Origin of the sequence: Rhodocytophaga rosea (genome assembly GCF_010119975.1) — a bacterium.
GTDB classification, from domain to species: Bacteria; Bacteroidota; Bacteroidia; order Cytophagales; family 172606-1; genus Rhodocytophaga; species Rhodocytophaga rosea.
Genome location: NZ_CP048222.1, coordinates 1,386,930 through 1,412,654 on the forward strand (window position 1 = coordinate 1,386,930; position 25,725 = coordinate 1,412,654).

Here is a 25,725-nt window from a genome sequence, read left to right on the forward strand (position 1 = left end):
ATCCTTTTGAGTTTCAGGAAAGGGTAGTTAATGTAACTCAGTCTACTGTCTATGTGCATACTATAAAAATTATAAATACAACTATGTGACCATACAGGCGTGTAATCTTTTCTATAATGACTCTAACCGAATGTATTCTTATTACTTTAGCAAATATTTATCAAAGTTGATTCATCAAAATTTATCTTAATGATAAATTGCTCTCTATACTCGTATCCAATGACTAAACCCTATCTACTGCTCCTTCTCCTATTATCCACTTTCCTGTTGAAAGCACAGGAAATCAGACCACCGGCAGTGCCACTGGTAACAATCGATCCATATACCAGTATATGGTCTTTTGATACCCGTTTGAACGATTCTCCTACCCGTCACTGGACCGGCAAACCTCATCCCTTGAATGGTTTGGTAAAAGTAGATGGGAAAACCTATCAGTTTATGGGAGCCCAGGCTAGTAAATTAGCTTCTGTTCTGCCAACAGCTAAACAAGCCCCATATGAAGCTTACTACATCTTAGAAAAGCCTCAAGAAGAATGGGAAAAGCCTTCCTTTGCTGCCCAGAACACATGGAAGAAAGGGAGTGCCCCTTTTGGCAATCAAAGTGAGCGTCATCCGGCTGCACCTAAGACAGAATGGCTCAAAGAAATATGGCTACGCCGCACATTTACCCTGAAAGATACCCGCTTTGAAAAACTGTTACTCTACCTGAGCAACAATGATGGCGTAATCGTATACATAAATGGAGTAAAAGCTTATGAAAATGAAGGAGTTGTGGCCGATTATGAAACAAAAGCAATTTCCCGGGAGGCCTTACAAACCCTGAAAGTAGGTACCAATCTATTAGCTGTATATTGCAAAAATCCACAGGGGAATTCCTTTATTGATGTAGGGTTGGTAGATGAACAAGCCGTTAAAATGACAGGCAATATCCTAAAAGCCCAACAAGAATCCCTCTCTGTCACGGCCACACAAACTCAGTACCTCTTTAAGGCTGGTCCTGTAAATCTGACTGTTACCTTCACTTCGCCCCTGCTGATGGATGAACCTGAAACGATGTCCCGTCCGGCCTCCTATGTCACCTATGCAGCAAAGTCTACAGATGGGAAAATGCATCAGGTGCAGGTGCTGCTCACTGTATCAGGAGTGCTGGCAGTTCATACACCAGATCAGAAAGTGGATGAGAAAATACTTAGTATACCAGTTAGTAGCGAGCAAAAGCAACCGTTAACAGCCTTATCCCTTGGCACAACCTCGCAACCAGTACTGGCCAGAAAAGGGGATGATGTACGTATAGATTGGGGATATGTTTTACTGGCAGCACCTATGCCCCCGGTTATACTGCCTTTGGTAGTCAGACGGAGTTGATGGACAGATTTTCAAAGGGTTGGAAAACTTCCGGCCGCCAGCCTGCTGACTTACCAGCCGTTCCGGCATCAGAGCAAGCTATGGCTATGGTAAGTGACCTGGGAGAGGTAACGGATAGGAGTAAAGAATCTCATATAATTCTTGCCTATGATGATTTGTATTCGGTGCAGTACTTTGGAGAAAACCTGCGTGGCTGGTGGCGCCGCCATCCGGATATGACCACTGAAAAGATGTTATCCATGGCAGAATCTGAGTATACCCGCCTGATGGCCAGGTGCCGGCAGTTTGATGAACAATTATATAAGGATGCCAAGCTGGCTGGTGGAGAAGAATATGCACAGCTTTGTGAGCTTGCTTACCGGCAGGCCATTGCCGCCCACAAAACGGTGGCAGGTCCTAAAGAAGAGCTGTTGTTTTTTTCAAAAGAAAATTTCAGTAATGGTTCTATCGGAACCGTAGATATTACCTATCCTTCTGCTCCGCTGTTTCTGCTATACAACCCTGCTTTGCTAAAAGGCATGATGGAACCTATTTTTTACTATAGCGAAAGCGGCAAATTTACCAAGCCTTTTGCTGCCCATGATGTCGGTACTTATCCTCAGGCCAATGGACAAACGTATCCGGAAGATATGCCGGTAGAAGAAAGTGGCAATATGCTGATCTTAACAGCTGCTATTGCTGAGGTGGAAGGGAATGCTGAGTATGCTAAAAAGCATTGGGAGGCATTAACAAAGTGGGCTACTTTTCTCACAAAAGAAGGCTTTGATCCTGCTAACCAGTTGAGTACAGATGACTTTGCCGGACACCTGGCCCGTAATGCTAACCTTTCCATTAAAGCTATTCTTGGATTAGCCAGCTATGGTAAACTAGCCGGTATGTTAGGGGAAGCGAAGGTAGAAAAAGAGTACATGGATCTAGCGAAAGAGATGGTCCGCAAATGGGTAGCCTTGGCAGAAGATGGAGATCATTATAGCCTTGCTTTTGAGAAAAAGGGCACCTGGAGCCAGAAGTATAACCTGGTGTGGGATCAACTGCTGGATCTGAACATTTTTCCTTCGCAGGTAGCGGATAAGGAAATTGCCTACTACCTGACCAAGCAAAACAAATTTGGGTTGCCTCTCGATAGCCGTAAGAGTTACACCAAATCCGACTGGATCATCTGGACAGCCACCCTAACCGACACCAGAGAGGATTTCAGCCGGATACTGCGCCCTGTATATATATATGCTGATGAGACCGCTGACCGTATTCCTTTAAGTGACTGGCATGAAACCACGGATGGCAAGTCGGTTGGCTTTAGAGCCAGATCGGTTGTAGGAGGCTATTTTATTAAAATATTAGCCGATAAACTTCAGACAAAATAAATAGTGATTACTAAAAGCAATGCCCCCACTTTTTAGACAGATTTTTAGAAGTATTTGTCTGATTTTATCGGCTGTCGCCATGCTACTAGTTTCTGTAAAGGGGAAGTTATTTTAACCACCTGTTTAATTTTTACAAACATTTTTGGTTATGGCCTTCACACAGTTGAGGATTAGCTTCTGATTCTCTTTTTCGTAGGAAACCTATCCGGCTAATGGGTCAAGATACTACCTGCATAAATGGCTGCACTTCCCGATCATAATTGCTGTATCAACCCGGTAAATTATTTTTTATTACTAAATCATTGACTTGTAAAAGGTTTATTCTCATTTTTTGATCTTTAATTGTTCACTAGATGAAATATATACTTGTTATTACCTGTTTAACCATTTATAGCCTTGTTCATGCCCAAATACCTCTTGACCTTTCTGGTTTTGATAAAAAGGGCAGTGTAAAAATTATTAGGAATGAAAACCTGTTAGAAGTGACCTGGCCAACAGGGGAAACTGCTCAAGGTAAGTTTGTCATTGATCTTGAGAAAAAACACCCACTTTTTAATAGCATTCAAATAAGCGATGGCAGTAACTTCACAGAAATAGCCAAGGCAATAGATCCGGCTTTTCTGCTTACGGTAGGAAAAAGAGACCTTGTCAAGCAGAATGGCTGGAATATTTTCTTTGATCAGACGGCTTATCTTCCACATCAAACCTATAATGTTATCCTTGAGAAGCAAAGTGCTAAAGTGGTTTCTGCTGGCTCCCAAACTCAAATTATAATTGCTTCGGTAAAAGCCGGTCAATTCTCCGGCACCCTTGAAATTACTTTATTCAAGGGAAGTCCCTTAATAGATATTGCGGCTGTCCTATCAACCCCTGTAGATTCTTTAGCCATCATCTATGATGCTGGATTGATCAGCAAAACGGATGATTGGAAAAATATATTCTGGGCAGACACACAGGATTACTTGCAATCTGTGCCTGTAAACTCCCAAGATGCCGCTAAACCAGTAGCGGTAAAATACCGGACAATTATTGCCCAATCTACCGGTGGCAGCATCGCCTTATTTCCTGCTCCACATCAATACTTTTACCCACTTGATAATGCCTATAACCTCCAACACACCTGGTACGGAAATAATTACCGGAATACACTTAATGGATATGGTATCGGTATCCGCCATGACCTGCTCGGAGACAGACGCTGGGTTCCCTGGTTTAATGCTCCACCTAACAGCAAGCAACATTTACATTTTTTTTGCTTACTGAGCATAGAGAAAGATGGAAAAATCCTGGAAAAAGTAAAGCAGTTTACCCATCAGGATAGCTATCAGCCCCTTCAGGGATATTATACCATGAGTAGTCATTTTCATACTGAACACATAGATGATGTGCTTACCCACAAACCACTCCCTCAGATACCTGGTTTTGTGAAAGCCTTCCGCGACACCGGGGTCAATATTGTTCATTTAGGAGAATTTCATGGCCCGGGCAGTCCCAAAGGGCCAGAGGTAAAAAGATTTTCAGAGCTGAAACTGTTGTTTGAAGAATGTGAACGGCTTTCTGGTGGTAACTTTCTGCTGCTGCCTGGAGAAGAACCCAATAATTTTTTAGGCGGACACTGGATGAACATTTTTCCTAAAGCAGTGTATTGGGTTATGGCTAGAAGTTCCGGCCAACCGTTTGTGGAACAAGATTCAGTGTATGGTAAAGTTTATCGCATTGGAAGTAAAGAGGATATGTTAAAGCTACTGGAAGCAGAAAAGGGCTTAGCTTGGACCGCTCACGCACGTACTAAAGGTTCAACAGGCTTTCCGGATCAGTACAAAGATGAAAAATTTTATCATTCTGACCGGTTCTTTGGGGCAGCCTGGAAGGCCATGCCGGCAGATCTGTCTCAACACAAATTAGGAAAAAGAGTACTAGATGTAATGGATGATATGGCCAATTGGGGACAAAAAAAGTATGTGATTGCTGAGGCAGATCTGTTTAAAATTGAACCAAATTATGAATTGTACGGGCATTTAAATGTAAATTATTTGCAAATGGAGAAACTGCCTGGGTTTAAAGAAGGCTGGCAAGCAGTACTAGATGCCATGGAGAAAGGAAAGTTTTTTGTAACCACAGGTGAAGTGTTACTTCCCGGTTTCACAGTCAATGGAAAAGGTTCGGGGGAAACACTAAAGCTTCCTGCGGGCGGGAAAGCAACGATCATACTGGAAGCCAGCTGGACGTTTCCTTTGCAGGTGGCTGAGGTTATTTCAGGAGATGGAAAAGAGGTATACCGTAAAATGATCAATCTTACCCATACAGAAGCCTTTGGAAAGAAAACCTATAAGTTTGATCTAAACTTAAAAAACAGAAAATGGGTCAGAGTAGAAGTCTGGGATGTAGCCGCTAATGGCGCATTTACGCAATGTGTGTGGCTAGAGTAATTATCTTTGATAATGAACTTTTCCTGACACAGGTTGACAGTTTTAAAACCAAATTTGTTCGGTGAAAGAACACACCATAAAATTACTTAGGTGCTAAAGCTAGAGTGAGAAAGTAATAGAATAGCCCCTTTGCTTGAAACTTCTCATATATCTAACTTATTGGGAGGAGGTTAACCCCTTTTTATTCCAATTATACAGACGTTTTATAAGAGAATGTTTTGAAAGGATAGAAATAGGGTAAAAGAAAGAATCAGTGAGTAAACTTGTGGTGTCCAACCAAAAAGTTTTATGCAAGAAAGATTCTTCGAACTCACTGATTGTGAGTGGGAAATTATCAAGGAAGTAGTAGATAACCAAAGAAAAATCAAACATGACAAACGTGTTATTCTTAATGCTATTCTATGGCTACTTACTACAGGTAGTCAATGGCGCAACATGGAAAGTAAATACCCACCCTGGCAAACCATTTATTACCATTACAGGCAGTGGAAGAAGCGAGGCATCATCGAAGAGCTGTTGGCTTTTTTAGCAATCAGAGAAAGAAAAAAAGCAGGCCGACAAGCCTTGCCAAGCGTGTTAGCTATTGATAGTCAAAGTGTAAAGATTGTACAGTTTACTTCCCAAGACAAGGGCATAGATGGCAACAAAAAGGTGAATGGCAGAAAAAGACATCTAGCAGTGGATTGTTTAGGTATTCCTTGGGCTGTGCATGTAACAGCCGCCCATGTGTCAGACACTACAGCCGGTTATGAGTTAGCAGCTAAGCTGAAGGGTAAGTCTTGCCGCCTACATACACTAAAAGCAGATAATGGCTACAAAGATACCTTTGTAGAAAAGATAGAAAGAGACTATGGATGGAAGGTAGAAATTGTACAAAAGCCTGAAAGCGTAAAGGGCTTTGTGCCGGCAGGAGGCCGTTGGGTGGTAGAACGCAGTTACGGATGGCTCAATTTTAAGCGTAGATTGAGCCGTGACTTTGAGAAAAGCACAGAAAGTTCGGAAGCTATGCTACAATTAGCCTTTATTGACACACTGCTTAAAAGAAAACCAGTATAATATTTCAAAACGTTCTCTAAAATAACAAAGAAAAAGATTGGCCTCAAGGGGAGCGATTGCCTTATAAATCTTAATTATTTTATTCACTTTTCACTCAATTTTTTGCGACTGTTTAATTGGATAACGGACTTTTTTTTACCCTAGTATTTATTATGAAAAATAAATTAATTTGTTGATTAACAGGTATTTATTTATATAAAAGCTTTATACATTAGCGCTGAATTTCCTTGTTTTTATTTGCATTTATCCCTTTAACGCCACTTTCTTATGATTCTGGAAAATAAACCATTGCCTGTTGCTAAAACATCGCAGGCTGCTTTGGGTATTTGTCATGCATTCCCGGTCACCACCTGAAAAAAAGGTTTAGTAATAAATTAAGGTACAAGTAATTGTAGCCCTATAGTATACATGAAATCTATTTTCGGTGAAAGAGAAGGAAGTGGGTAACCAGTTTAAACTTTCAAGCATACCACATGATTAACGAAACCGAGCAAGAAGAAAGAGAATATCTGGAAGAGATCAAAGAGAAACTCTCCCTGGCTATCAAACGGGTAGAAGATGCCGTAAAGGGGTTTTCAGGCGAACTCAGAGAGAAAAATCAGTATATCCATGAGCATCGCTCTGGCATGGACGAAGCCGATATGGTAGCCGCCGGCCAATCCATTAACCGTATGACTTTTACGGGTGAAGCTGCCGTTGCCAGAAAACGTAAATTACTCAAGCTTGTACAATCTCCTTACTTTGGCCGCATTGATTTCATTCCCCATAAGCAGGAGACTTCTCCAGTATATATTGGCATCTATTCTTTCATGGACGAGAGGGTGCGTATAAACCTGATTTATGATTGGCGTGCGCCTGTTTCCTCCCTTTTCTACGACTTTGAGCTGGGAGAAGCCTCCTACCTCACCCCTTCGGGAACAATTCATGGCAACATCGCCTTAAAACGTCAATACAAAATCAGAGACGGCTATATGGAGTTTATGATCGAGAACGGCTTAAATATTCATGATGATATTCTTCAAAAAGAGCTCTCCAGGTCTTCAGACGACAAGATGAAGAACATTGTCGCTACCATTCAGCGTGACCAGAATAGGGTGATCCGCAACGAGGAAGCGCGTGTGATGGTCATCCAGGGTGTGGCAGGATCTGGCAAAACATCTATTGCCTTACACCGGATTGCTTTCCTTTTATATCGCTTCAGAGACAGTATTGCTGCCAAAGATATTCTTATTATTTCTCCAAATAAAGTCTTCGCCGATTACATCTCTAATGTGTTACCAGAGCTGGGTGAAGCGCATATTCCGGAGATGGGCATGGAAGAACTTGCCGCTGATTTACTTGAAAATAAATACAAGTTCCAGACATTCTTCCAGCAGGTATCCTTATTGTTGGAGGAACACGATCCGGCTTTCATCGAGCGCATCCGGTTTAAATCTTCATTTGAATTCCTAGGCAAGCTCAATCAATACCTGATCCATATTGAGAATAATTACTTTTCCTATAGCGAATTACGGGTGGGTAAAACCACCATTCCCTTCCCTGTCATTCTTGAGAAGTTTAAGGCATACCATCGGGTTCCTATCCTAAAAAGATTTGCCCTTGTCGTAAAAGATGTCCAGACATATGTGCGGGATAAAACAGGCCATAAGCTCACAGGGCAACAGAAAGCTATAATCTGGGAGGCAGTTCCAGCCATGTTCAAGTTTAATAATGTGCTAGACCTCTACAAGGATTTTTATAACTGGATCGGTCAACCAGAGCTATTGAAGATTGATTACCGAATGGGGTTAGAATATGCGGATGTATTTGCCATAATCTACCTGCACATACGCCTGGAAGGCCTTACCACCTATGATCATATAAAGCACTTGCTCATTGATGAGATGCAGGATTATACCCCTGTTCAATATGCCGTATTGTCAAGATTGTTTCTTTGCAGAAAGACTATTCTGGGCGATGTGAGCCAAAGGGTTAATCCATACAGCGCATCCTCAGCTGAAATGATCGAACGGGTATTTCCACAAGCTGATATTATCAAGCTGGACAGAAGTTACCGCTCTACCTTTGAGATTACTGCATTTACACAACGTATCATCCCCAACCCCAACATCGCTCCTATGGAAAGGCATGGTCAGGAGCCAGTATTATTGCGCTTCGAAAGCAAAAACGAGGAGGTAGAGGCAATCAAAGGGATGATTGCAGCCTTTAAAAATTCAGCAAATCAGACACTTGGCATTATATGCAAAACACTTTTGCAGGCAGAAGATACTTATCAGTCTCTACAAGCAACAGGCGTTTATTTGCTCACGGCTGAGTCTATATCATTTAAGGAAGGTGTCATCATTACCATGGCGCATTTGGCGAAAGGGCTTGAGTTCGATGAGGTCATTGTGCCATTTGCCTCCGCCGGTAATTATATAACGGAGGTAGATAAAAGTATGCTCTATATCGCCTGTACCCGTGCTATGCATCGGCTTACACTGACCTATTCAAGGGATATTACCGCATTCTTGTCTACCTAAAGAGACATTTACCTGTAATAGTTTGCTATTAGAAAGAGGTAAGGGCTTGTTTAAAAAGATTTATACTTTACGAGCAAATTGAAGTTTAATGTAAAAAGTGGGTACTCAAGCAAGTAAGATTTATGCTTCAAAAAACTTTAACTCTAGTTCCAAGAAAGGGGGTGGCTGTTGCACAACTATTGCTTTTAGTTATGATGGCTTCTGCATAGTAAATTCATGAATGATAGGGAAACGAAAAGAGTTCAACAAGAATTGCCTCTCGGTTACTATAGAAGACTATATTCCAAAGGATAATCTCTACTGGCGCTTAAAGTCCTTGTTAGGCTTAACCTGCTTATACAAGGAGGTAGCCCTGAACCTGCTATGAATGTGCATCGGCTTCGGACGGCTTGTGCTTATAATTTACAAAAACTGCTCACTCCTATACATGATCCAAAAAATAAAGTTCAAATACTTCCTTTTCAGCAACAGCCTGTCCTTTATTTTATCCTCTTTTTCGGTGTGCAACACCTATCCCCCTTTCAAGGAACTTTAAAATACAGATACTAAATCTACTCTTTCCAGTCACCAATTTTTGGAGGGACGTCCATACTGAGCTATCATGATAAGTACTTTTTAGGCATTTTACATTTTTTATTTAATGGAAGGGGAAGGCTCAACTTTAGTTAGTACTTCCAGCAGAAGCGTTTTATTAAAAGGGCGATCTTCTTGAATGGCTTGGATTAAGGCTTGTTTGCCAATTTTTTGTACAAGATCAGAAAAGCTATAAGCCTTATCTCCTCTATCCGATGCTTGGGTTAGCTCTTCTATCTCTTTTTCTGTAGCATTTGTACCAGATAACAGATATTGGAATACCCTTTTACGTCCTCCTTTATCGGGTCTGTTAAATAAAATTACTTGTGTAGCCCGCCTGACTACCGCCGGATCTAAAGCCTTCAAACGGTTGGTAATAAGGATGACTGCCAGTTTTGTCTTATCTTTAGATATAGAATCTATCTGCTTTATTAGAACATTTAAACCTGATCTATCTTCGTGGTGTGCTTGGCTTTGCTCCCGGTCTGTTGCTAAATCATCCGCCTCATCAATAATAAGTATTCCAACATTTTCTCCTTTCACTTTAGCCTTAGCCTGTGTAAATGCCTCAGTTATTCGGTTAGATATTTCTCCCACACGGCCGCCTCCACGAATATTTGACGGAGTTTCAAAGCAGAGAACCCTCTTATCCAATAATTTGCCTAAAGGAGTGGCTATACTTTGTGCCAGAGCTGTTTTACCACAACCCACATCACCAGCTAAGATCATCAGTGGGGTACCCTCTATAATATTTCCTAGAAAAGAAAGTTTGGAATAATGATGGTTTTTGTGCCATTTATCTATTTTATCGGTATTAAAAAAGAAGCTAAGTGTATTGAGTAGTGTTTTCTTTTGTTCTTCAATGGCGATGAGGCTATCATAATGATGTTGCGCTCTGGCATCTGGATGTTTTGATTCCAAAAGTTGTAATTCCATATTCAGTCATTCGTGATTACCGAACTTTTTAATTGTAATGAACCACTTGCATAGTTTCATTATTAGGATAAGCAAATTGCGCACCTTTGTATTTGCCAGAATTTCAAAATAATTGATTCCAACAGATTTGTCACCCGATGAAACTATACCCCAAGTATTAACTTTACAACAATAATTTTTCAAGCAAGTGCCTGCCGAATTAAATAATTGTAATTCAAAGAATTTTACAGCCTTTTTGTTGAGCCTAAAAGTTAAATCCTCAATTCACTTTTACGGAGGAAGTCCAACTCTCCTTGTGTCTAAACTAGGAAACAAATCCTTGTACTAATTATTCATTACTGACTTTTGGTAGTTTGCCAACTGCCTCCCTCACTGTTGGCTGTACTCCGCCTACCTTTCAACTGATTGCTTTCCAGCTTGCCCTCTACTTGTATGGGCGTGCCATCAGGATCGGTAAATGAAGCTTTCAAGCTGTTGCCTTCTAGGGTGAGAGAATTAAATGTAGCAGGAGATGACTTTTCTCCTCCTTCAGGTTAGGTAGCTGTCTAACCTGTTAAAGGGCCTTTGGCATTTTTTGTAAACTCTATTTCACACTTTCCCGGCATTGCACCATCATAGGCACCTTCCATTTACCCACTAGTAGTGCATAAAGTTTAAGTTGTCTTGTTGTTTGTGTATCTTGGTCAGAAAAGCCATGACTCTTTATCGACTTACCCTCAGCCAGCAAGAAAGAGATACATTAACCGATTGGCTCAGTAAAGGCAGCCGAAAGGCTAAAGATATTCAGAAAGCCTATGTACTGTTGGCAAGCGATGAGACTACGGGCAGGGAAAGTGAAACAGAGTTAGCTGCTCATTATAAGCTATCTACTAAAAGTGTAGAAAGAATCAGAAAGGCATTCTGTGAGCAAGGTATGGCTATGTTTGACAAGAAGCAGAGAAAAACCAGGAGTGATAAAAAGATAGATGGGAAGGTAGAAGCGCATCTACTGGCTTTAGTCTGCAGTGAGCCGCCACAAGGTCAGTCAAAGTGGAAACTGCAGATGCTGGCAGACAAATTAGTGGAATTGCAGGTGATTGACTCAATTTCTCATACGAGTGTGGCAGGGATATTAAAAAAAATGAGATTAAGCCTTGGCTAAGGCCCATGTGGGTGATTCCACCCAAACAAAACGCAGGCTTTGTGTATGGAATGGAAAAAGTGATCTCAGTCTATGAAAGATTATTCAATGAAAAGCAGCCGGTTGTCACTTTAGATGAATCACCCAAACAACTCATCGAAAGTAAACACTTTATTGGCAGGGATGGGAAGAAGTATCAGGACAGTATTTATACAAGACAGGGTGTAAGGGATATTTACATGGTCTTTGAGCCTTTAGCCGGTAAGCGGTTTTGTTTTGTGGAAGAAAATCACAACCGCTTTACCTGGGTAAAGATTGTCAGTCACCTGCTGGATACTACTTATAAGGAATGTGAGAAGATTACTTTAGTAGAGGATAACTTGTCAGCTCATAAGCCAAGTGCTTTTTACGAAGTCTATGAGCCTGAAAAAGCAAAAGCCTATCTAGACAGGGTAGAGTTTGTTTTTACACCTGCTCATGGCAGCTGGCTGAATATGGCAGAAATAGAGTTATCTGTACTGCAAAGGGATTGCCTTGACAGGCATATAGCTACCCAAGCAGAATTAACAAGAGAGGTAAAAGCCTGGCAGGAAAACAGAAATGCAAAAGCAGTGAAAGCTAATTGGCATTTCGCCAATCAAGATGCCAGAGTTAAACTCAAAAAACTCTACCCGACTATTTAAAATTTATGTACTACTAGTAAGGCTGTAGCATTTGTTGATTTATTAGTCTTTTGGGTTAGGTTTAGTTGTTGTTTGGCTACGACAAAGGAAAATAATCCCACATACAAAAGAGAATGTTAGTAATAGTTGTTTGATTTTCATAGTTGTTTAGATTCAGTAATAGAGACTATAAATAATGTTTCATAGACAGCAGCGTCTTCGGTGAGTTAGCCACGCAATTTCTTGATAAAATGGGGCATAAGGTCTTTGCTTTTTCACATTCTCCGCAAAAAAGGAGTTGATTCATCAGTTAGGAGCCCAGTATATAGATAGTTCAACTCTAGATAGTCAAGCAGAGCTGCATAGGAAATTTGACTTTATTCTCTCGACAGTAAATGCAGATTTTCAGCTGGACACCTATTTAAAGATGCTCAAAACACAAGGCAAGTTATGCCTGGTAGCCCAGCCACCCAATAAGCTATCGATGAGTGCCGGACTCTTGTATGACTACGCGCAACGAACGATTTATGGCAATTATACGGGCAGTCGACAAGCTATGATGAATATGTTAGCTTTTGCAGCAGATCATGCGATTGAAAGCAGGGTGGAGGTGATTCCCTTCTCCCAAATGAACGAGGCCATAGAAAGGGTGAAGGGGGGAAAAGTTGCCATGAGAGTAGTATTAGAACAGGAAAAATAAAGAGGCAATCATAGGAGGAAACAGGAGAAATTAATTAGGATTGCAATGATAGGTGTTTGTTTGCTTCAGATGTTAGATTCCATGCTCTTATTAGTGATATCTAATGGGAAAACTACATGAATCCTTTAAAAATAAAATATTAAAGTTAACAGAAAGGGAGGTTTGAGTAACTGATTCCTTCCCTTTATGAAATTTGTTTGCTTGGGCAAGAGAAGAACCACATTCCCAACCATACTGATTGTTTATCAATGGATTTTTTCATATCAACAATCAATCAGACCAGACTCCATTTTTAAATAATTGATACCATTGCTCAATGCCTTCTTCGCTAATGAGGGCAACTTTTTTGAAAACCTCCCTGGCAAATTCTATGGGGGCAATCCCGTTGGCCGTAATGATATTGCGGTCGGTTACTGCCAGATCAGAGATATAATTTCTGCTGCCTTTGTAGGCAGGTGCAAATTGCTTTAGATATGGCAAGGCATTACTGGTGTGCTTTATATCATCCAGGTAGCCTTTTTCTGCCAGAAAAGTAGTGGCTCCACAAATAGCAGCGATGGTTTTGCCATTGACATGAATTTCTTCAAGCAAATGATCGATGCCTGTCGGTTTTTTTTCCTCCCATACTGTTCCACCAGGAAGAACAAGCATGGAAACCTCCTGACTATTGATTTGTTCGATTGATACATGCGGAGAGATTTTCAGGCCACCACCAGAAGTGATAGCCATTCTATCGACCGTGAATGTGTATACATTGGCTTTATCGCTTTTGTAAAGTTCAGGTGTCAGATAAGCAATCTCCCAGTCTGAAAACCCATCAAAAAGAAAGACATAGATGTTGTGTGCATGCATTTTAGCAGTATTGATCATCTTTTGGTAAAAGTGAAAATTTAATTATTTTCAAAATCGCAAGATTTGACAATATAAACATGTTCTCCTGCTTGTTGCATCTGAATTTGTATAAGTTACTTATACTTCCCTTTTTGGTTAATTCTCAAATATAATAACTAACTTTTTATCATGTATATCTGAGATAAAAACTGTCAAGCTATTCCCGAAAAGACCCTCATAAAAAATATTTTCAGCTTTGCTTTTAATGTTTGGCTCTTGTTATTGTCTATCTTATTGAGATGCATCTTGATGAGTTCAAAAGCAAAGTTTTTCCTTTAAAAAACAAATTATTCCGTTTTGCCCGCTGGTTTTTGCATACTAATGAGGATGCAGAAGACATGGTGCAGGAAGTGTTTGTAAAACTTTGGACTAGTAGAGATAACTGGCAGAAGTATACTAGCCTGGAAGCCGTTGCCATGCAGATGACTAAAAACATGTGTTTAAATAAAATGAAGGCTACCAAAGCAAGCATGATAGATATCGGAGGTCAGAATCTGCCTGATCCCCTTGTAGCGCCTGACAAAGAACTTGAGATGAGCCATACAGTTGATCTACTCCTACACATCATAAACTTATTGCCTCCACAGCAACGCCTTGTGATTCAACTCAGGGAGGTAGAGGAACTGGAGCTGGAAGAAATCGCCCAGATAGCAGGACTTACCCTCAATAATGTACGAGCCACCCTATCTATTGCCAGAAGAAGAGTACGTGAAATGTATTTAAATTATGAAAGAAATGAAGGAGGATGAGTTAGAAGCACTGCTGCAGAAATATTATAATGGCGAAACTACTTTAGCAGAAGAAAAACGGCTAAAAACCTATTTAAGTCAGAGAGATAACTTTTCCGAGCGTAAGGCTGAAAGGCAATGGTTTAGCGGGTTACAGCTGGAAAGGCAAACACAGATAAGCAAAGATTTTGACAAGCAGTTGGAAGAAAAGCTCGGGCAAGTAGCTTTTCCAGGTGAAGAACGAGCAAAATATAGGTCGTGGTCTGCATTATCTTACCGCATAGCTGCTTTATTGGCTATCGCGTTAGGATTGAGTTTTGCAGGCTATCTTACTTTTACTAACAAGGCATCCCCATGGGTGGAAATAAATACTGCTGAAAAAGAAACCAAACAGGTATCTCTACCCGATGGCAGTAAATTATGGCTAAATGAGTTAAGTGTTATCCGCTACGCCCGGCAGCTAGAGACTGCCTCCCAGCGGGAAGTATGGCTGGAAGGCGAAGCTTATTTTGAGGTTGCTCATCATCCCCGGCAGCCTTTTATGGTACATCTGGCAGGTACTACTACACAGGTGCTGGGCACCTCATTTAATATACGAGGATACCCCGGAGAATCCACCGCAGAAGTAAGTGTAATCACTGGTAAAGTGTCTTTTGCTGCACAGGCCAATAAGTTGCCCCAAAGAGTCATTCTTCAATCTGGCTATGGGGCTGTATTCGATAAAAAAAGCATAACCCTACAAAAAAGTAAAATAAATAGCCCGAATCTGCTTGCCTGGAAAACACATCAACTCGTATTTGAAGATGCACCTCTACATGAAGTAATTACTACCTTGGAACGGTATTTTGCTATCGACATAGTAATTCAAAATCCCACACTTGCCCATTGCCGCTATAAAGGAACATTTAAAGAGGCAAGCCTTGAGGAGGTATTGGAAGTAATAGGGGTCAGCATGAATTTTTCTGCCGAGCAGAAGGACGGGCAATATATTTTGTTGGGGAAAGGTTGCTTATAAAGTTCTTCCCAGCTTACTGACTCCTCTTGTTTAATCACTTTATAAATCCGGTTTCTGATGAAAAAACTGTTTCTGCTTGCTATAGGCTGCATTATTTTGCTTTCGGGTAGCTATGGGCAATCCTCTCTTCTATCCAAAAAAGTTACGCTCCATTACACACAAGTCAACTTAGAAGTGGTGTTGAAAGAAATGGGTGCCACCTATCAAATTGACTTTTCCTATAGCCGGGATATGATTCCTATGAACATGAAAGTAAGTATTCGATGTAATGATCAACCCTTACAGGAGGCGCTCAACACATTGTTTACGAACACAAATATTGGTTTCAGCCAGATAGGTGCACAGATTGTACTTAGAAAAAATGAGCCTCTGCCGGAAAAAACCAGTAATGAAACCTTTCTGATCAAGGGAAGGGTAACCGACAAGATTACTTCTAAACCCTTGTCGTTTGCTACAATCAGCCTGGCTGGTAAATCGCTTGGAAATGTCACCAATGGAGAAGGAGAATTTGTGTTTAAGGTGCCCACCCGGTTTATGGCCGACACGCTTAAAGTTTCTTTTATGGGTTATAAACCCTTTAAAATTTCTTTGTCGTTGATAGGAAACCAAAAGGCTGAAATTGCTTTGGAACCGGATGTGATTGAGTTAGAGGAGGTAGTATTTGAACAGAAAACCGCTCTTTCTATTTTGCAGGAGGCTTTAGAGAGAATACCCCAAAACTATCAGTTAGGTCCGGTTAAGCAAACCTTATATATCCGCGACCGCACCTTTCAGGATGGAGAACCCATACAAGCCACAGAGGCCGTTTATGAGTCATACCGGGGGCGCATTCCAGACAAGGCACTACAAAAACAGATGAAGCTCATAGAAGGCCGTAAGAGTAAATATGACCAGAAATATGCCGACATATTAGAGGCATTTCCTGCCCTTACTTCCTTTGATATTGGGATGCAGCCGTATGCCGTATTCAACGCTGATTTAGCGGAGTATTTACAAACCAAGAATTTCTTAGGCAAAAATGGCTTAAAATTTCATGAGTATGACCTGGAAACGGTTACTCACTATGATGGAAAGGAAGTGTATGTAATTGCGTTTGACCAGAAAGAGAAGAATAAGCCTCTGTATAAAGGTAAATTTTATATAGACAAACAATCCCTGGCTTTTATCCATATTAGTTTGAGTTTAAGTCCCAAAGGAATAGTGCATGCAACTTTTTTCGGCCCAAAAGTGATGGAAAAAATATTTGGATTAGCAGAGAATGAATGGATCAGCAGTACCGATGAAATTCATTATAAACAGATCAATGGAAAATGGTATATAGACCATATCAGCCGTTTCTCAGAATTTAATCTGCTAAAAAGCAAACGAAAGTTTAATGCCTCTATTTTTTCAAAGTGCGATTTAGTGGTTACAGAAATTCATACGGATACGATCATTCCTTTTAGCGAGCAAGAAGTAGCATCCGCCCGTACCATAAGCTATAGGCAGTATGGGGAATATGATGAGACCTTCTGGAATAATCAGAACATCATAAAGCCGGATAAAAAGTTTGAAGAGGATTTTAACAGGATCAATGCCAGGAATCCCAAACATGGAAAACGACTGGATGAGCTGATCAGCAAGCGGCTTGATGGGAAGAAAAACAGAAAACAGAAAGGTAAAACGGAAGATTTACTTGCTGAACCGCCTACAGAAGTAGAAGAAAATATAAGTAATGAAGATAACAAAACAGCCAGGCTGCTTGACACAGACTTATCTCTTACAAAACAGACAGACCGATTCATCTATCTATACCACCCTTCTGATACCTCAGTGATTGATAGTATTGCCTCAAAACTAGAAGCCAACTATGAAAGAATTTTAAGTGAACTGAAAGTAAAAAAACTTCCTGCCATTGAGGTACGCATCTATCCTGGTTTAGAAGCCTATCATAGTGCTATTAACTATCCGAATGCACCAGCCTGGATGGTAGGCTCAGCTGGCATTAATAAATTTAGTATCGTATCTCCACAAAATGCAGGGCCAGAGCACAGTTATGAGAGTGTAATGGAGGGAGTAGTGCATGAATTTACCCATTGTGTTCATATATATTTGCTAGACAACCACCTGGGCGTAGCCAAAAACAATGATGCCCGCTGGTTATGGGAAGGTGTAGCCTGCTATGAAGCCAATCAGTTTGTGTCTCCAAAAATATTAACCTACCTTACCGATGGCAACTATCCTACTTTGGAAGAATTGAATCATGCACAAGATGGAAAAGTCTACCAGATGGGGTATTTGATTATTGATTTTATTAAAAGCAAATATGGGATAAAATCATTATTAAAGCTTATTACTACCAATGGAGATCTCGCTAAAGTGCTGCATGTAAGTGAGAAGGAATTTGAACAGGAATTATACCTGTATATCAGGCAAAGGTATTTATAGTAGGAAGCTTTTCTATACTATAATAAGTGAGAATGTTCAGTAAATCTCCCTTTCGAGAAACTTAAATATAGGCTGGCTTAATAAAGGGAAGTTGTAAATTCTGGAGTATATGCATATGCTTTCTCAAAAGTAAGGGTAATCAAATTAGAAAACAGCACTGTTTGTTCATCTTGTTTATGGAAAGTAACAAAACTCAAGAAAATTAGCTAAGTGACCTTTGATTTTTTTAACCTCTTTCTGTAACTGCTGCCCATATGGCTGATTTTGCAGGAAGTAAATATTGATCCATTATTCATAGAGTTACTACAAAGGCAAGAAATTTATAGGGCTTTATATTATGAAATATAAGGCTTATTAATAGCTAGTTTAAAATTGAATAACAATAAGTATCTTTTTGAAAGCTGAAACACATGGAAAATACCTAACATTAATTTAAACTGAAGAATATGACAAGACCTATTTCAGACCAGACATATATAAGTGATTGATTTACAATACACAGGCAACGCATTCGTAATGAGCAGGTCGCCGGTTCGAGTCCGGCAGGAGGCTCTGCAAAACCTGTTCCCAATGCCATTGAGGCAGTTGTTCATGGAGATGCCGAAGAGGTAACAGTCACCTATTAAACTTCGCTTATTGCAGGATATACAGGTGGGCAGGAACCTGCTACCACGTAGCTCACTACTTTCCGGAGAAAGTATGATAAATGAGGAATGCTTTCAGGTGTAAGGCTCCCTGTTTTCAGAAAGACTGCAGAAGGAAAATATTTTTTGAAAAGGTTCAGACACCACCTTATCATCTGAATGTATTGTAACTAGCATAGCCCAGACCTAGACCTACACTGGACAACTTGTTCTCATCAGCCAACGTAGCATTCGCAAACAACGCCCTAAACGAGTCCTGGATCAGGGGGACTTCCGTGGACCCGCCGGTAAGAATAATGAGTTCAATTTCTTGCCGGGATATGCCTGCCTGGCGGATACATTCATTTGCAGCTGCAGTGATTTTTTCTACTTCCTCCCCGATCGCTTCTTCAAATTGCTTCCGATGAGTAGTTATCCTAAAATCAGCTTCTATAAAGTCAAACCAGGCACAGTGCTCGAAGGCTAAGGTCAGGGCAATTTTAGTATCTTCTACCCCGGCAAGCAACAGATGGCCCCTTTCTTGTTCCAGCACCTTCAGCAGCCGGCTTAGCTTTCTTTTCTCGTGGGACTGGTGAAGCAACTGGCGGGCCTGCGTGATGATTTTAGTTGTGTAAAGAAAGTTAACTTTGCTCCATTCCGAGAGCTCCTGGTAGAGTTTGATAGGCACTTCCAGTTTTTTTTCACCATACGTACTTTTATACCCTAATTGCGGCATAATGGCCCAAAGGCTAAGTTGTTTATCAAAGTCATTGCCCCCTACCCGTACCCCGGAGTTGGCCAGAATGTCTGTTGTACGGTCTTTATGGAGCAACTTCTGGCTGGATAATTTAATGACTGTAAAATCAGAGGTTCCTCCACCCAAATCTGCTACTAAAGCCAGTTTCTCTTTCTGTAGGTTTGCTTCATGGGCAAAAGCGGCCGCAATAGGCTCAAACTGAAAAGCAACCTGTTTGAAACCAATGCTGCGGGCAATTTCGCCCAGTTGCTGCTCTGCCAGCCTATCTGCCTGCGGATTGTTATCCACAAAATGAACAGGCCTTCCCATAACAACCTGCTCTATTTCACAGCCTGCTTGTGCATCGGCTTTGTCTTTTATATTTTTCAGGAACAGGGAAATGATGCGGTCAAATCCCATGACTTTGCCATTAATCAAAGTTCCCTGGCTGAAAGGTGAAGTGCCCAGAATGCGTTTGAGACTGCGCATGTAACGGCCTTTCCGCTTGGTAAAAAATTCCTGGGTAGCCTCTCTGCCAAATAGGGGCGTAGGAATATCTTGCGGGAAAAAGATAGCACTGGGGATGGTCTTTTGCCCGTTTTCGAGAGTGGCCAGCTCAATTCCCTGATCATGGGCCAGAGCAACAGAAGTGTTAGAAGTACCAAAGTCAATGCCGCAGCAAACAAGATTCATTTGTAATCAGCTCAAAATAAAAGCACCGCCTATATATGCAGGCGGAAATGCTTAGGAAAGAAGAAGGCGCAAAGTTAACAAGCAGAAGCGTATTTTACAGCCTTTAGATGCATTTTCCACTTGCACCTATTTGTTGTGTAGGATCTAATAACTCACCTAACCACCTCACTAACTAAAATTACTGGGGTAATAGTAGTGTAATTAGCGAAGTCTGCCCGTATGGCATCTCTATTAGGACCAATAGCTGCTTGATAATCACTCAGACTTTTTACATAAAATGTACCAATTGCCATATATGGCAGTGGCTGGTTAGGAATACCGCTGGAGATGCCTTTTTCAATAGTATATTTCACTAAATTTGATCCTAAAAATCCCGCAACCATCGGCATATGCTTGTTTTCATAGTACGCTATATCAAAGGTTTTGCCTTCTGCAAATGGGTACATGACCGATACTTTGATTAATCCTTTTTCTACAACAGCCGAACTGTGCTTTTTAGCTTTCGGAGACTGTTTTTCTTGACCCAAGGCAGCAAAACATACGGTCAGTAGCAAACACGATACAATGAGTTTAAAGGTCATGATTATTTGTTTAGTGATTGAAAGCAGAGGATAAAAATTTCTCAGGCCGAAACCTTATACACAAATATGACAACAAAGCCTATATTTACAAAACGCTATTTTGATGAAGATAATCGATAAAATTACCAAATGAATACCGATACAGTCCTCTACATTTCTTTGGAGCCTAGCGCTAATGATTATGACTGGCTTCAAACTTTAATTAAAGACTTCATTCTCTTTTAAAGTGTTGTATAAGCAATAAATAGATTTAGCGAGTCTAGTATTTGCAGCCTTATTTCTGACAGGTTTGGATTTATTACTTATGACGATGTGCGTTTCATGCGAATTAACATAGACATTAAACAAGGGACTCATCCAGAAAAAATTGACAGTTTTGGCTATGGTGAAACTGATTGTCGAATACCTCTTTTCCGAAAGCGGTTCATTTAATACTAAGTCATCAGATTTTAATGCCTACTGACGCTACTATGCTTCTGCCGTCTGAACTCCATACGCCGGGACCAGGATAGAACAAAGGCCTTTTGGTAAAATATTGTGTATTCAGCATATTATTCACTCCTATTCTTACTATGTATTTTTGGGATATTTGTAAGGCCATATTTATGTCCCAAAGGCTGTAAGCTGGTACCAGGCCAACAGCTCCGTTGGCAGAAGGAGTAATTGTATTTATAGGATCAGCAAAACTTTCGCCTACATAATTATATTGCAATCTTCCTGAAAAAGTTTTGTAACTAAACTCCATCCCATTCCGGCTGATCCACCTGGGTACACTTTCTACCCGGTTGCCACTGATGGTTACATTTTCTCCTCTCGAAACAATGATCGCCTTTTCATACCTGGCATCTATATAAGACGTGGAGGTGAATACTTTCAAATGGGTGGTTTTACTTTGAATTATTGCTGCTTCTACCAGTAGTTCTATGCCATTGCTGATACTGTTGCCTATATTGGTTTTATAAATATAACTGGTTCCACTGCTGGTTTCCAGCATACTGCCCATCCGGTTATTATATTGAAGCCTGAACAAACTCAAGTCATACCGTAGTCGTTTTTTTAACTGACCACTAATCCCTACTTCAGCTGTGTAACCTCTGGCATCTTTTAGATTTTTACCTACTTTTTCAAGTACGGAGCCTGGAATGATATCTTTAAATAATACCGGGCGGTACGATTGAGAAATTCCTCCATAAAGCCTGCCTTGTGTAGGTAAGCTATATTCCAGCGCTATGCCAAATAAGGGAAAACTGTGCCTGATGCGGTTAGGTACCTCCTGTTCTTCCAGATAAGAAATGTATCCGTTCATATGGGTGGTTCCATTCTCATAACGCATGCCGGGGGTGATCTTAAACCCAGGGGTAATATAAAGCAGATTCTCAACAAATAAGGCAGTATTCTTTGTCCGAAAGTGCATGTCGCGGCCAAAGTAAGTATCCTCCACCGTTAGGTCGAAATCAGTGCCGGTTGTTCCTTTTCCCCGTTGCCTTCGGCGCATATCATTATGCATATATCGGATACCTGCTGCCACTACACCAGATAAGCCGCCTATCTTGTACTGATGCAATAAACGTAGTTCAGTTGTATAGCTGTTAAAATTATCTATGTCTACAATTCTGGGGGTATACTGGTGAGTGAGGGTGTCGATTTTGTCAGCAACTGTAGCAAAATTATCAAACAGCACACTATTTCTTTCTCCCAATACGGCAGAACTCACCAGATTCAAGGCCGTATGCTGACCTAGTTTCCAGTCTAAGGTAATAGAAGGAACATAGATGTCGGGATTAAAATAATTACGTGCTCTGGTAGATTGCCTGGGATCGGCCCGGAACATGCTGTCGGTTAAAGGGCCGGGTAACTGGTATTGATAAGTACTACGGCCCAGTTCTGCTTTTAAGGTGAGTTTTGGATGAAAAGTATACTGTAAACTAACGAATGTGGCAGTGGCATCAGAAGCGGAGTTGTTGCGGTAGCCATCTGATATCCGTTTATGATAATAGGCATAATAAGTGAACTTACCTATTTTTCCCCCAATCGCATTATAAGAACTAAATAATCCATAAGAGCCTACTGACGTGAGGTTCTCATAGGATATCCGTTTGGTGGTATCTGCTTTTTTGATCACATAATTGATCATACCTCCAAACTGAGCGCCATATTGCAGGGATGCCGTTCCCCGAACCATTTCTATCCGGTCAATGGCTTCCATAGGCACACTGTAATGAGAGGCTGGGTAGCCATACATGTCAGAGTTAATAATTACATTATTCTGCCGGATATTATATTCCCAGCTGCGGTGTGCATCCAGCCCCCGGGTAGCAATATTTACCTGGTTTCCTGAGCCGTCCATATCATACACAAATATACCTGGGATTTTAGCGAATATCTGCCTGCCTGTTTTTTCTGCCAGATTAGCCGGCATGTTTTTCAGACTGATTACTTCACTTTTCTTTCCGGCCATAATATAAGTTTGATGTAAGGATGGCAAGGGTGAAACAGGTTCGATCAATGGCCTGTATCCTCTAATCTCTACTTCATCCAGCTCTATAGTCTCTAAACTGTCAGATGGAGTTTGCGCCCAAACATGCATACTTATTACAGAAAAAAGGCAAATACATACAAATCTATTCATAGCTCAGTATCAAAATGGAATGCTGCAAAATAAGGTAGTATAAAAATGTATATCAAGCAACGATAGGTAGATATAAGGTAGATGAAACAGAGGATCAGGTATATATCAGGTAGCGCTTTAAAACCAGGGGCCAGCAATTACATAATTTTATATTTCTAGCCAGATAAAAAATCAGATATAGATCTATCAACTGAACTGCACCAGTACAGAGTAATCATTATGCCGAACAGCGACCGGAAAAATTATTACTGGTATTATTAACTTACACTATACAAAGGATTAATATCGTTGCTAATATTGTAGCATTTATTATGATGAAAGTAGTTATTGCTGAAAAACCCTCTGTTGCCCGGGAATATGCCAGGGTACTGGGGGCAACGTATAGAAAAGACGGTTATCTGGAAGGAAATGGCTATCAGGTCACCTGGGCCATTGGCCACCTGGTGAGGCTGGCGGATGCCGAAGAATACGGATTTGAGAAATGGAAACTGGAAGACCTGCCTATTATACCCGACTCATTCAAACTGACCATTACCGGCGATGAAGGCCTGAAAAAGCAATTCAATGTGATTAAGGGGCTGTTTGCAAATGCTACCGAAATCATTGTAGGTACAGATGCCGGGCGGGAAGGCGAACTCATTTTCCGCTACATTTACCAGGTGTCTGGCTGTACCAAACCTTTCAAGCGCCTCTGGATTTCCTCCCAGACAGACCAGGCCATCAGGGATGGTTTCAATAAGTTAAAATCGGGAACAGACTATGACAACCTGTATTTTGCCGCCCGCAGCCGTAGTGAAGCCGACTGGCTGGTGGGTATCAATGCAACCCGGGCGCTTACGCTTTCTTCCAGGGCAAAATCGGTTTTATCACTTGGCCGGGTGCAAACGCCGGTTTTGTGTATGATCTGTTTCCGTTACCTGGAGCACATCAACTTTAAGCCAGAATCCTATTGGGACCTGTATATTGGCCTGGAAAAGGATAAGAAAAAATTCAAAGCCAAACATCCGGTAGCTTTTAAAAATGCCGAAGAAGCCGAAGCCGCCAAAGCCAAAATAACAACTACAGCTACTTGTATGAGGGCAGAAACCAAGAAAGTATTGGAACAGGCTCCCCTCCTCTTTGACCTCACCAGCCTGCAGCAGGAAACCAATAAAAAGTTTGGATTTACTGCCCAAAAAACACTGGATATTGCCCAGGAACTCTATGAAAAATATAAACTGATAACCTATCCACGTACTGGTTCCAGGTATTTATCGGATGATATTTATCCCAAAATTCCTCAATTGCTGGATGTAGTGGCTAACAAAAGCAAATTCACGGCACATGCCCATTTGTTAAAAGCCGCTCCCATCTCTAAACGCCCGATCAATAATGATAAAGTAACTGACCACCATGCGCTGTTGCCCACAGAAACCAATCCGATGGGCGTGAATATACCGCCGGATGCTGAAAAATTATACGACCTGATTGTGACCCGTTTTCTGGCGGCCTTCTCTCCTCCTTGTGAGAAAGAAGTGACACAACTGGATTTCCTGAGTGGCGGCTTGCTATTTAAAGCGTCCGGCTCGGTTATTATAGTACCAGGCTGGCGGGCTGTAGAAGAAGAGGTAAAAGAGAAAGAAGAAGATACTGATGAAAATCAGAAGTTACCTAAGGTATATCAGGGTGATGTGCTGCCGGTGAATGATCCGGCGGTTATTAAAAAGATGACCAAAGCCAAACCCATCCATTCTGAATCATCGCTGCTCAAACTAATGGAAACTGCCGGTAAAGAGTTAGAAGATGATGAACTCCGGCAAGCCATTAAGGAATGCGGCATTGGCACACCAGCTACCAGGGCATCGGTGATCGAAACCTTGTTTGAGCGCAAATACATCGACAGGGAAAAGAAAAAGATCATTCCCACCGAAAAAGGCCTGCAGGTATACGAATTAGTGAAAGACCAGCCCATTGCCAGTGTAAGTATGACCGGAAACTGGGAGAAAGCGTTAAACCTGATTGCAGAAGGCAAGCGTAATTACAGCCAGTTTATAGTAGGCATCCATACCTATACCAATGAAGTAGTTTCTACCCTGAAACAGGCTGGTTTATCTATGCCTGGGGCACAGAAACCGAAAGTGGAAGTGATAGAAGTAGGCAAAATCGGGGAACACCTATTAAAAGCCGGAAAAGGACAGTATGGGACATTTATTATTTATCAGGAGAAGTTTTATAATGTACCGGATAAAGAGCCCCATGAAATCACGCCCGAGATTGCTCTTGCCGCTATGGAAGCCAAAAAAGTACAGGACAAAGAAAGAGAAGCACAAAAACAAAAGAACCTGATCGCTAAAATCGGCAAAAAGTACGAAATACGGAACGGGCAATACGGATTATATGTCACCGATGGAAAAACCAATGCCAGCCTTCCTAAGAATATTACTCCCGAAGTAGCCGCCACCTGGAAAGCAGATCAATGCAAGGAAACGATTGCCTCATATATAGAGTGGAAGAAGAATAGGGAGGCAGTAAAAAAATAACATCTTTTGCTTCTATACATTTGTTTTCTGATTTATAGTATACTGCTCTAAAAACAGTAGTTCATATCTGTCAACAAATAAAGTATACAATAATAAAAAGCAGGATGCGTAGCTAGAAGTTTAATACACGTCCCTATAGCGGCTTTTCTCCTCTTG

Annotated in this window: 16 protein-coding genes and 1 pseudogene; 11 read left to right on the plus strand and 6 right to left on the minus strand. The window is 41.1% G+C overall.

Going from position 1 to position 25,725, the window contains the following annotated elements; all coding sequences use genetic code 11:
* Nucleotides 1–219 precede the first annotated feature (219 nt).
* The 4 genes and pseudogenes from GXP67_RS38195 to GXP67_RS05995 all read left to right on the plus strand — a co-directional run bounded on the left by GXP67_RS38195 (nt 220) and on the right by GXP67_RS05995 (nt 8,736).
* Nucleotides 220–2,729: pseudogene (locus GXP67_RS38195) on the plus strand (glutaminase domain-containing protein).
* 353 nt (nt 2,730–3,082) lie between these two features.
* Nucleotides 3,083–5,158 (plus strand): hypothetical protein, encoded by a 2,076-nt coding sequence (locus GXP67_RS05985; protein WP_162442302.1) that lies wholly within the window; start codon nt 3,083–3,085, stop codon nt 5,156–5,158.
* Nucleotides 5,159–5,446: 288 nt separating this feature from the next.
* The gene (locus tag GXP67_RS05990) at nt 5,447–6,214 is read left to right on the plus strand and encodes an IS5 family transposase (RefSeq protein WP_162442303.1); all 768 of its coding nucleotides are present in this window, start codon (nt 5,447–5,449) and stop codon (nt 6,212–6,214) included.
* A gap of 473 nt (nt 6,215–6,687) precedes the next feature.
* Nucleotides 6,688–8,736, plus strand: coding sequence for a HelD family protein (locus GXP67_RS05995; protein ID WP_162442304.1), 2,049 nt, complete (start codon nt 6,688–6,690; stop codon nt 8,734–8,736).
* Nucleotides 8,737–9,369: 633 nt separating this feature from the next.
* Here the strand turns inward: GXP67_RS05995 and GXP67_RS06000 are convergent.
* A complete protein-coding gene (locus GXP67_RS06000) occupies nt 9,370–10,245 on the minus strand; it encodes an AAA family ATPase (RefSeq protein ID WP_162442305.1) in 876 nt (291 codons plus the stop codon).
* Between the two features lie 335 nt (nt 10,246–10,580).
* Complete coding sequence (locus tag GXP67_RS37730; protein WP_262890481.1) at nt 10,581–10,715, minus strand: hypothetical protein; 135 nt, start codon at nt 10,713–10,715, stop codon at nt 10,581–10,583.
* A gap of 224 nt (nt 10,716–10,939) precedes the next feature.
* On the opposite strand from GXP67_RS37730, the gene GXP67_RS36910 reads away from it, so the two are divergent.
* The 3 genes from GXP67_RS36910 (at nt 10,940) to GXP67_RS06010 (ending at nt 12,727) form a co-directional block, all read left to right on the plus strand.
* Complete coding sequence (locus tag GXP67_RS36910) at nt 10,940–11,386, plus strand: helix-turn-helix domain-containing protein (RefSeq protein WP_197901598.1); 447 nt, start codon at nt 10,940–10,942, stop codon at nt 11,384–11,386.
* 5 nt (nt 11,387–11,391) lie between these two features.
* On the plus strand, nt 11,392–12,048 hold the full coding sequence (locus tag GXP67_RS36915) for an IS630 family transposase (protein WP_197901712.1): 657 nt from the start codon (nt 11,392–11,394) through the stop codon (nt 12,046–12,048).
* A gap of 277 nt (nt 12,049–12,325) precedes the next feature.
* The gene (locus tag GXP67_RS06010) at nt 12,326–12,727 is read left to right on the plus strand and encodes a zinc-binding dehydrogenase (protein WP_162442306.1); all 402 of its coding nucleotides are present in this window, start codon (nt 12,326–12,328) and stop codon (nt 12,725–12,727) included.
* A 270-nt stretch (nt 12,728–12,997) separates the two neighbouring features.
* Here GXP67_RS06010 and GXP67_RS06015 read toward each other — a convergent pair whose 3' ends face one another.
* Nucleotides 12,998–13,597: a type 1 glutamine amidotransferase family protein gene (locus GXP67_RS06015; RefSeq protein ID WP_232064991.1), complete on the minus strand. Its 600-nt coding sequence runs from the start codon at nt 13,595–13,597 to the stop codon at nt 12,998–13,000.
* Nucleotides 13,598–13,857: 260 nt separating this feature from the next.
* On the opposite strand from GXP67_RS06015, the gene GXP67_RS06020 reads away from it, so the two are divergent.
* Genes GXP67_RS06020 through GXP67_RS06030 form a run of 3 tightly spaced genes read left to right on the plus strand, consistent with a single transcriptional unit; the run spans nt 13,858 to nt 17,788 of the window.
* Nucleotides 13,858–14,367, plus strand: coding sequence for a GFO_1088 family ECF-type sigma factor (locus tag GXP67_RS06020; protein ID WP_162442307.1), 510 nt, complete (start codon nt 13,858–13,860; stop codon nt 14,365–14,367).
* Nucleotides 14,345–15,361, plus strand: coding sequence for a FecR family protein (locus tag GXP67_RS06025; RefSeq protein WP_162442308.1), 1,017 nt, complete (start codon nt 14,345–14,347; stop codon nt 15,359–15,361). The genes GXP67_RS06020 and GXP67_RS06025 overlap by 23 nt, the downstream gene beginning before the upstream one ends.
* Nucleotides 15,362–15,418: 57 nt before the next feature.
* Nucleotides 15,419–17,788 (plus strand): carboxypeptidase-like regulatory domain-containing protein, encoded by a 2,370-nt coding sequence (locus GXP67_RS06030; RefSeq protein ID WP_162442309.1) that lies wholly within the window; start codon nt 15,419–15,421, stop codon nt 17,786–17,788.
* Nucleotides 17,789–18,583: 795 nt separating this feature from the next.
* On the opposite strand, the gene GXP67_RS06040 is transcribed toward GXP67_RS06030, so the two are convergent.
* The 3 genes from GXP67_RS06040 to GXP67_RS06050 all read right to left on the minus strand — a co-directional run bounded on the left by GXP67_RS06040 (nt 18,584) and on the right by GXP67_RS06050 (nt 23,050).
* A complete protein-coding gene (locus GXP67_RS06040) occupies nt 18,584–19,840 on the minus strand; it encodes an Hsp70 family protein (RefSeq protein WP_162442311.1) in 1,257 nt (418 codons plus the stop codon).
* A gap of 152 nt (nt 19,841–19,992) precedes the next feature.
* Nucleotides 19,993–20,421 (minus strand): EthD family reductase, encoded by a 429-nt coding sequence (locus GXP67_RS06045; protein WP_162442312.1) that lies wholly within the window; start codon nt 20,419–20,421, stop codon nt 19,993–19,995.
* A gap of 442 nt (nt 20,422–20,863) precedes the next feature.
* A complete protein-coding gene (locus GXP67_RS06050; protein ID WP_162442313.1) occupies nt 20,864–23,050 on the minus strand; it encodes a TonB-dependent receptor family protein in 2,187 nt (728 codons plus the stop codon).
* A gap of 311 nt (nt 23,051–23,361) precedes the next feature.
* Here GXP67_RS06050 and GXP67_RS06055 point away from each other — a divergent pair, with 311 nt between their 5' ends.
* Complete coding sequence (locus tag GXP67_RS06055) at nt 23,362–25,569, plus strand: DNA topoisomerase 3 (RefSeq protein ID WP_162442314.1); 2,208 nt, start codon at nt 23,362–23,364, stop codon at nt 25,567–25,569.
* The last annotated feature ends 156 nt before the right edge of the window (nt 25,570–25,725 follow it).

Coding starts and splice junctions, on each gene's coding strand:
- GXP67_RS05985 (WP_162442302.1), top strand. CDS start 3,083: ATGAAATATATACTTGTTATTACCTGTTTAACCATTTATAGCCTTGTT.
- GXP67_RS05990 (WP_162442303.1), top strand. CDS start 5,447: ATGCAAGAAAGATTCTTCGAACTCACTGATTGTGAGTGGGAAATTATC.
- GXP67_RS05995 (WP_162442304.1), top strand. CDS start 6,688: ATGATTAACGAAACCGAGCAAGAAGAAAGAGAATATCTGGAAGAGATC.
- GXP67_RS06000 (WP_162442305.1), bottom strand. CDS start 10,245: ATGGAATTACAACTTTTGGAATCAAAACATCCAGATGCCAGAGCGCAA.
- GXP67_RS36910 (WP_197901598.1), top strand. CDS start 10,940: ATGACTCTTTATCGACTTACCCTCAGCCAGCAAGAAAGAGATACATTA.
- GXP67_RS36915 (WP_197901712.1), top strand. CDS start 11,392: ATGTGGGTGATTCCACCCAAACAAAACGCAGGCTTTGTGTATGGAATG.
- GXP67_RS06015 (WP_232064991.1), bottom strand. CDS start 13,597: ATGATCAATACTGCTAAAATGCATGCACACAACATCTATGTCTTTCTT.
- GXP67_RS06020 (WP_162442307.1), top strand. CDS start 13,858: ATGCATCTTGATGAGTTCAAAAGCAAAGTTTTTCCTTTAAAAAACAAA.
- GXP67_RS06025 (WP_162442308.1), top strand. CDS start 14,345: ATGAAAGAAATGAAGGAGGATGAGTTAGAAGCACTGCTGCAGAAATAT.
- GXP67_RS06030 (WP_162442309.1), top strand. CDS start 15,419: ATGAAAAAACTGTTTCTGCTTGCTATAGGCTGCATTATTTTGCTTTCG.
- GXP67_RS06040 (WP_162442311.1), bottom strand. CDS start 19,840: ATGAATCTTGTTTGCTGCGGCATTGACTTTGGTACTTCTAACACTTCT.
- GXP67_RS06045 (WP_162442312.1), bottom strand. CDS start 20,421: ATGACCTTTAAACTCATTGTATCGTGTTTGCTACTGACCGTATGTTTT.
- GXP67_RS06050 (WP_162442313.1), bottom strand. CDS start 23,050: ATGAATAGATTTGTATGTATTTGCCTTTTTTCTGTAATAAGTATGCAT.
- GXP67_RS06055 (WP_162442314.1), top strand. CDS start 23,362: ATGATGAAAGTAGTTATTGCTGAAAAACCCTCTGTTGCCCGGGAATAT.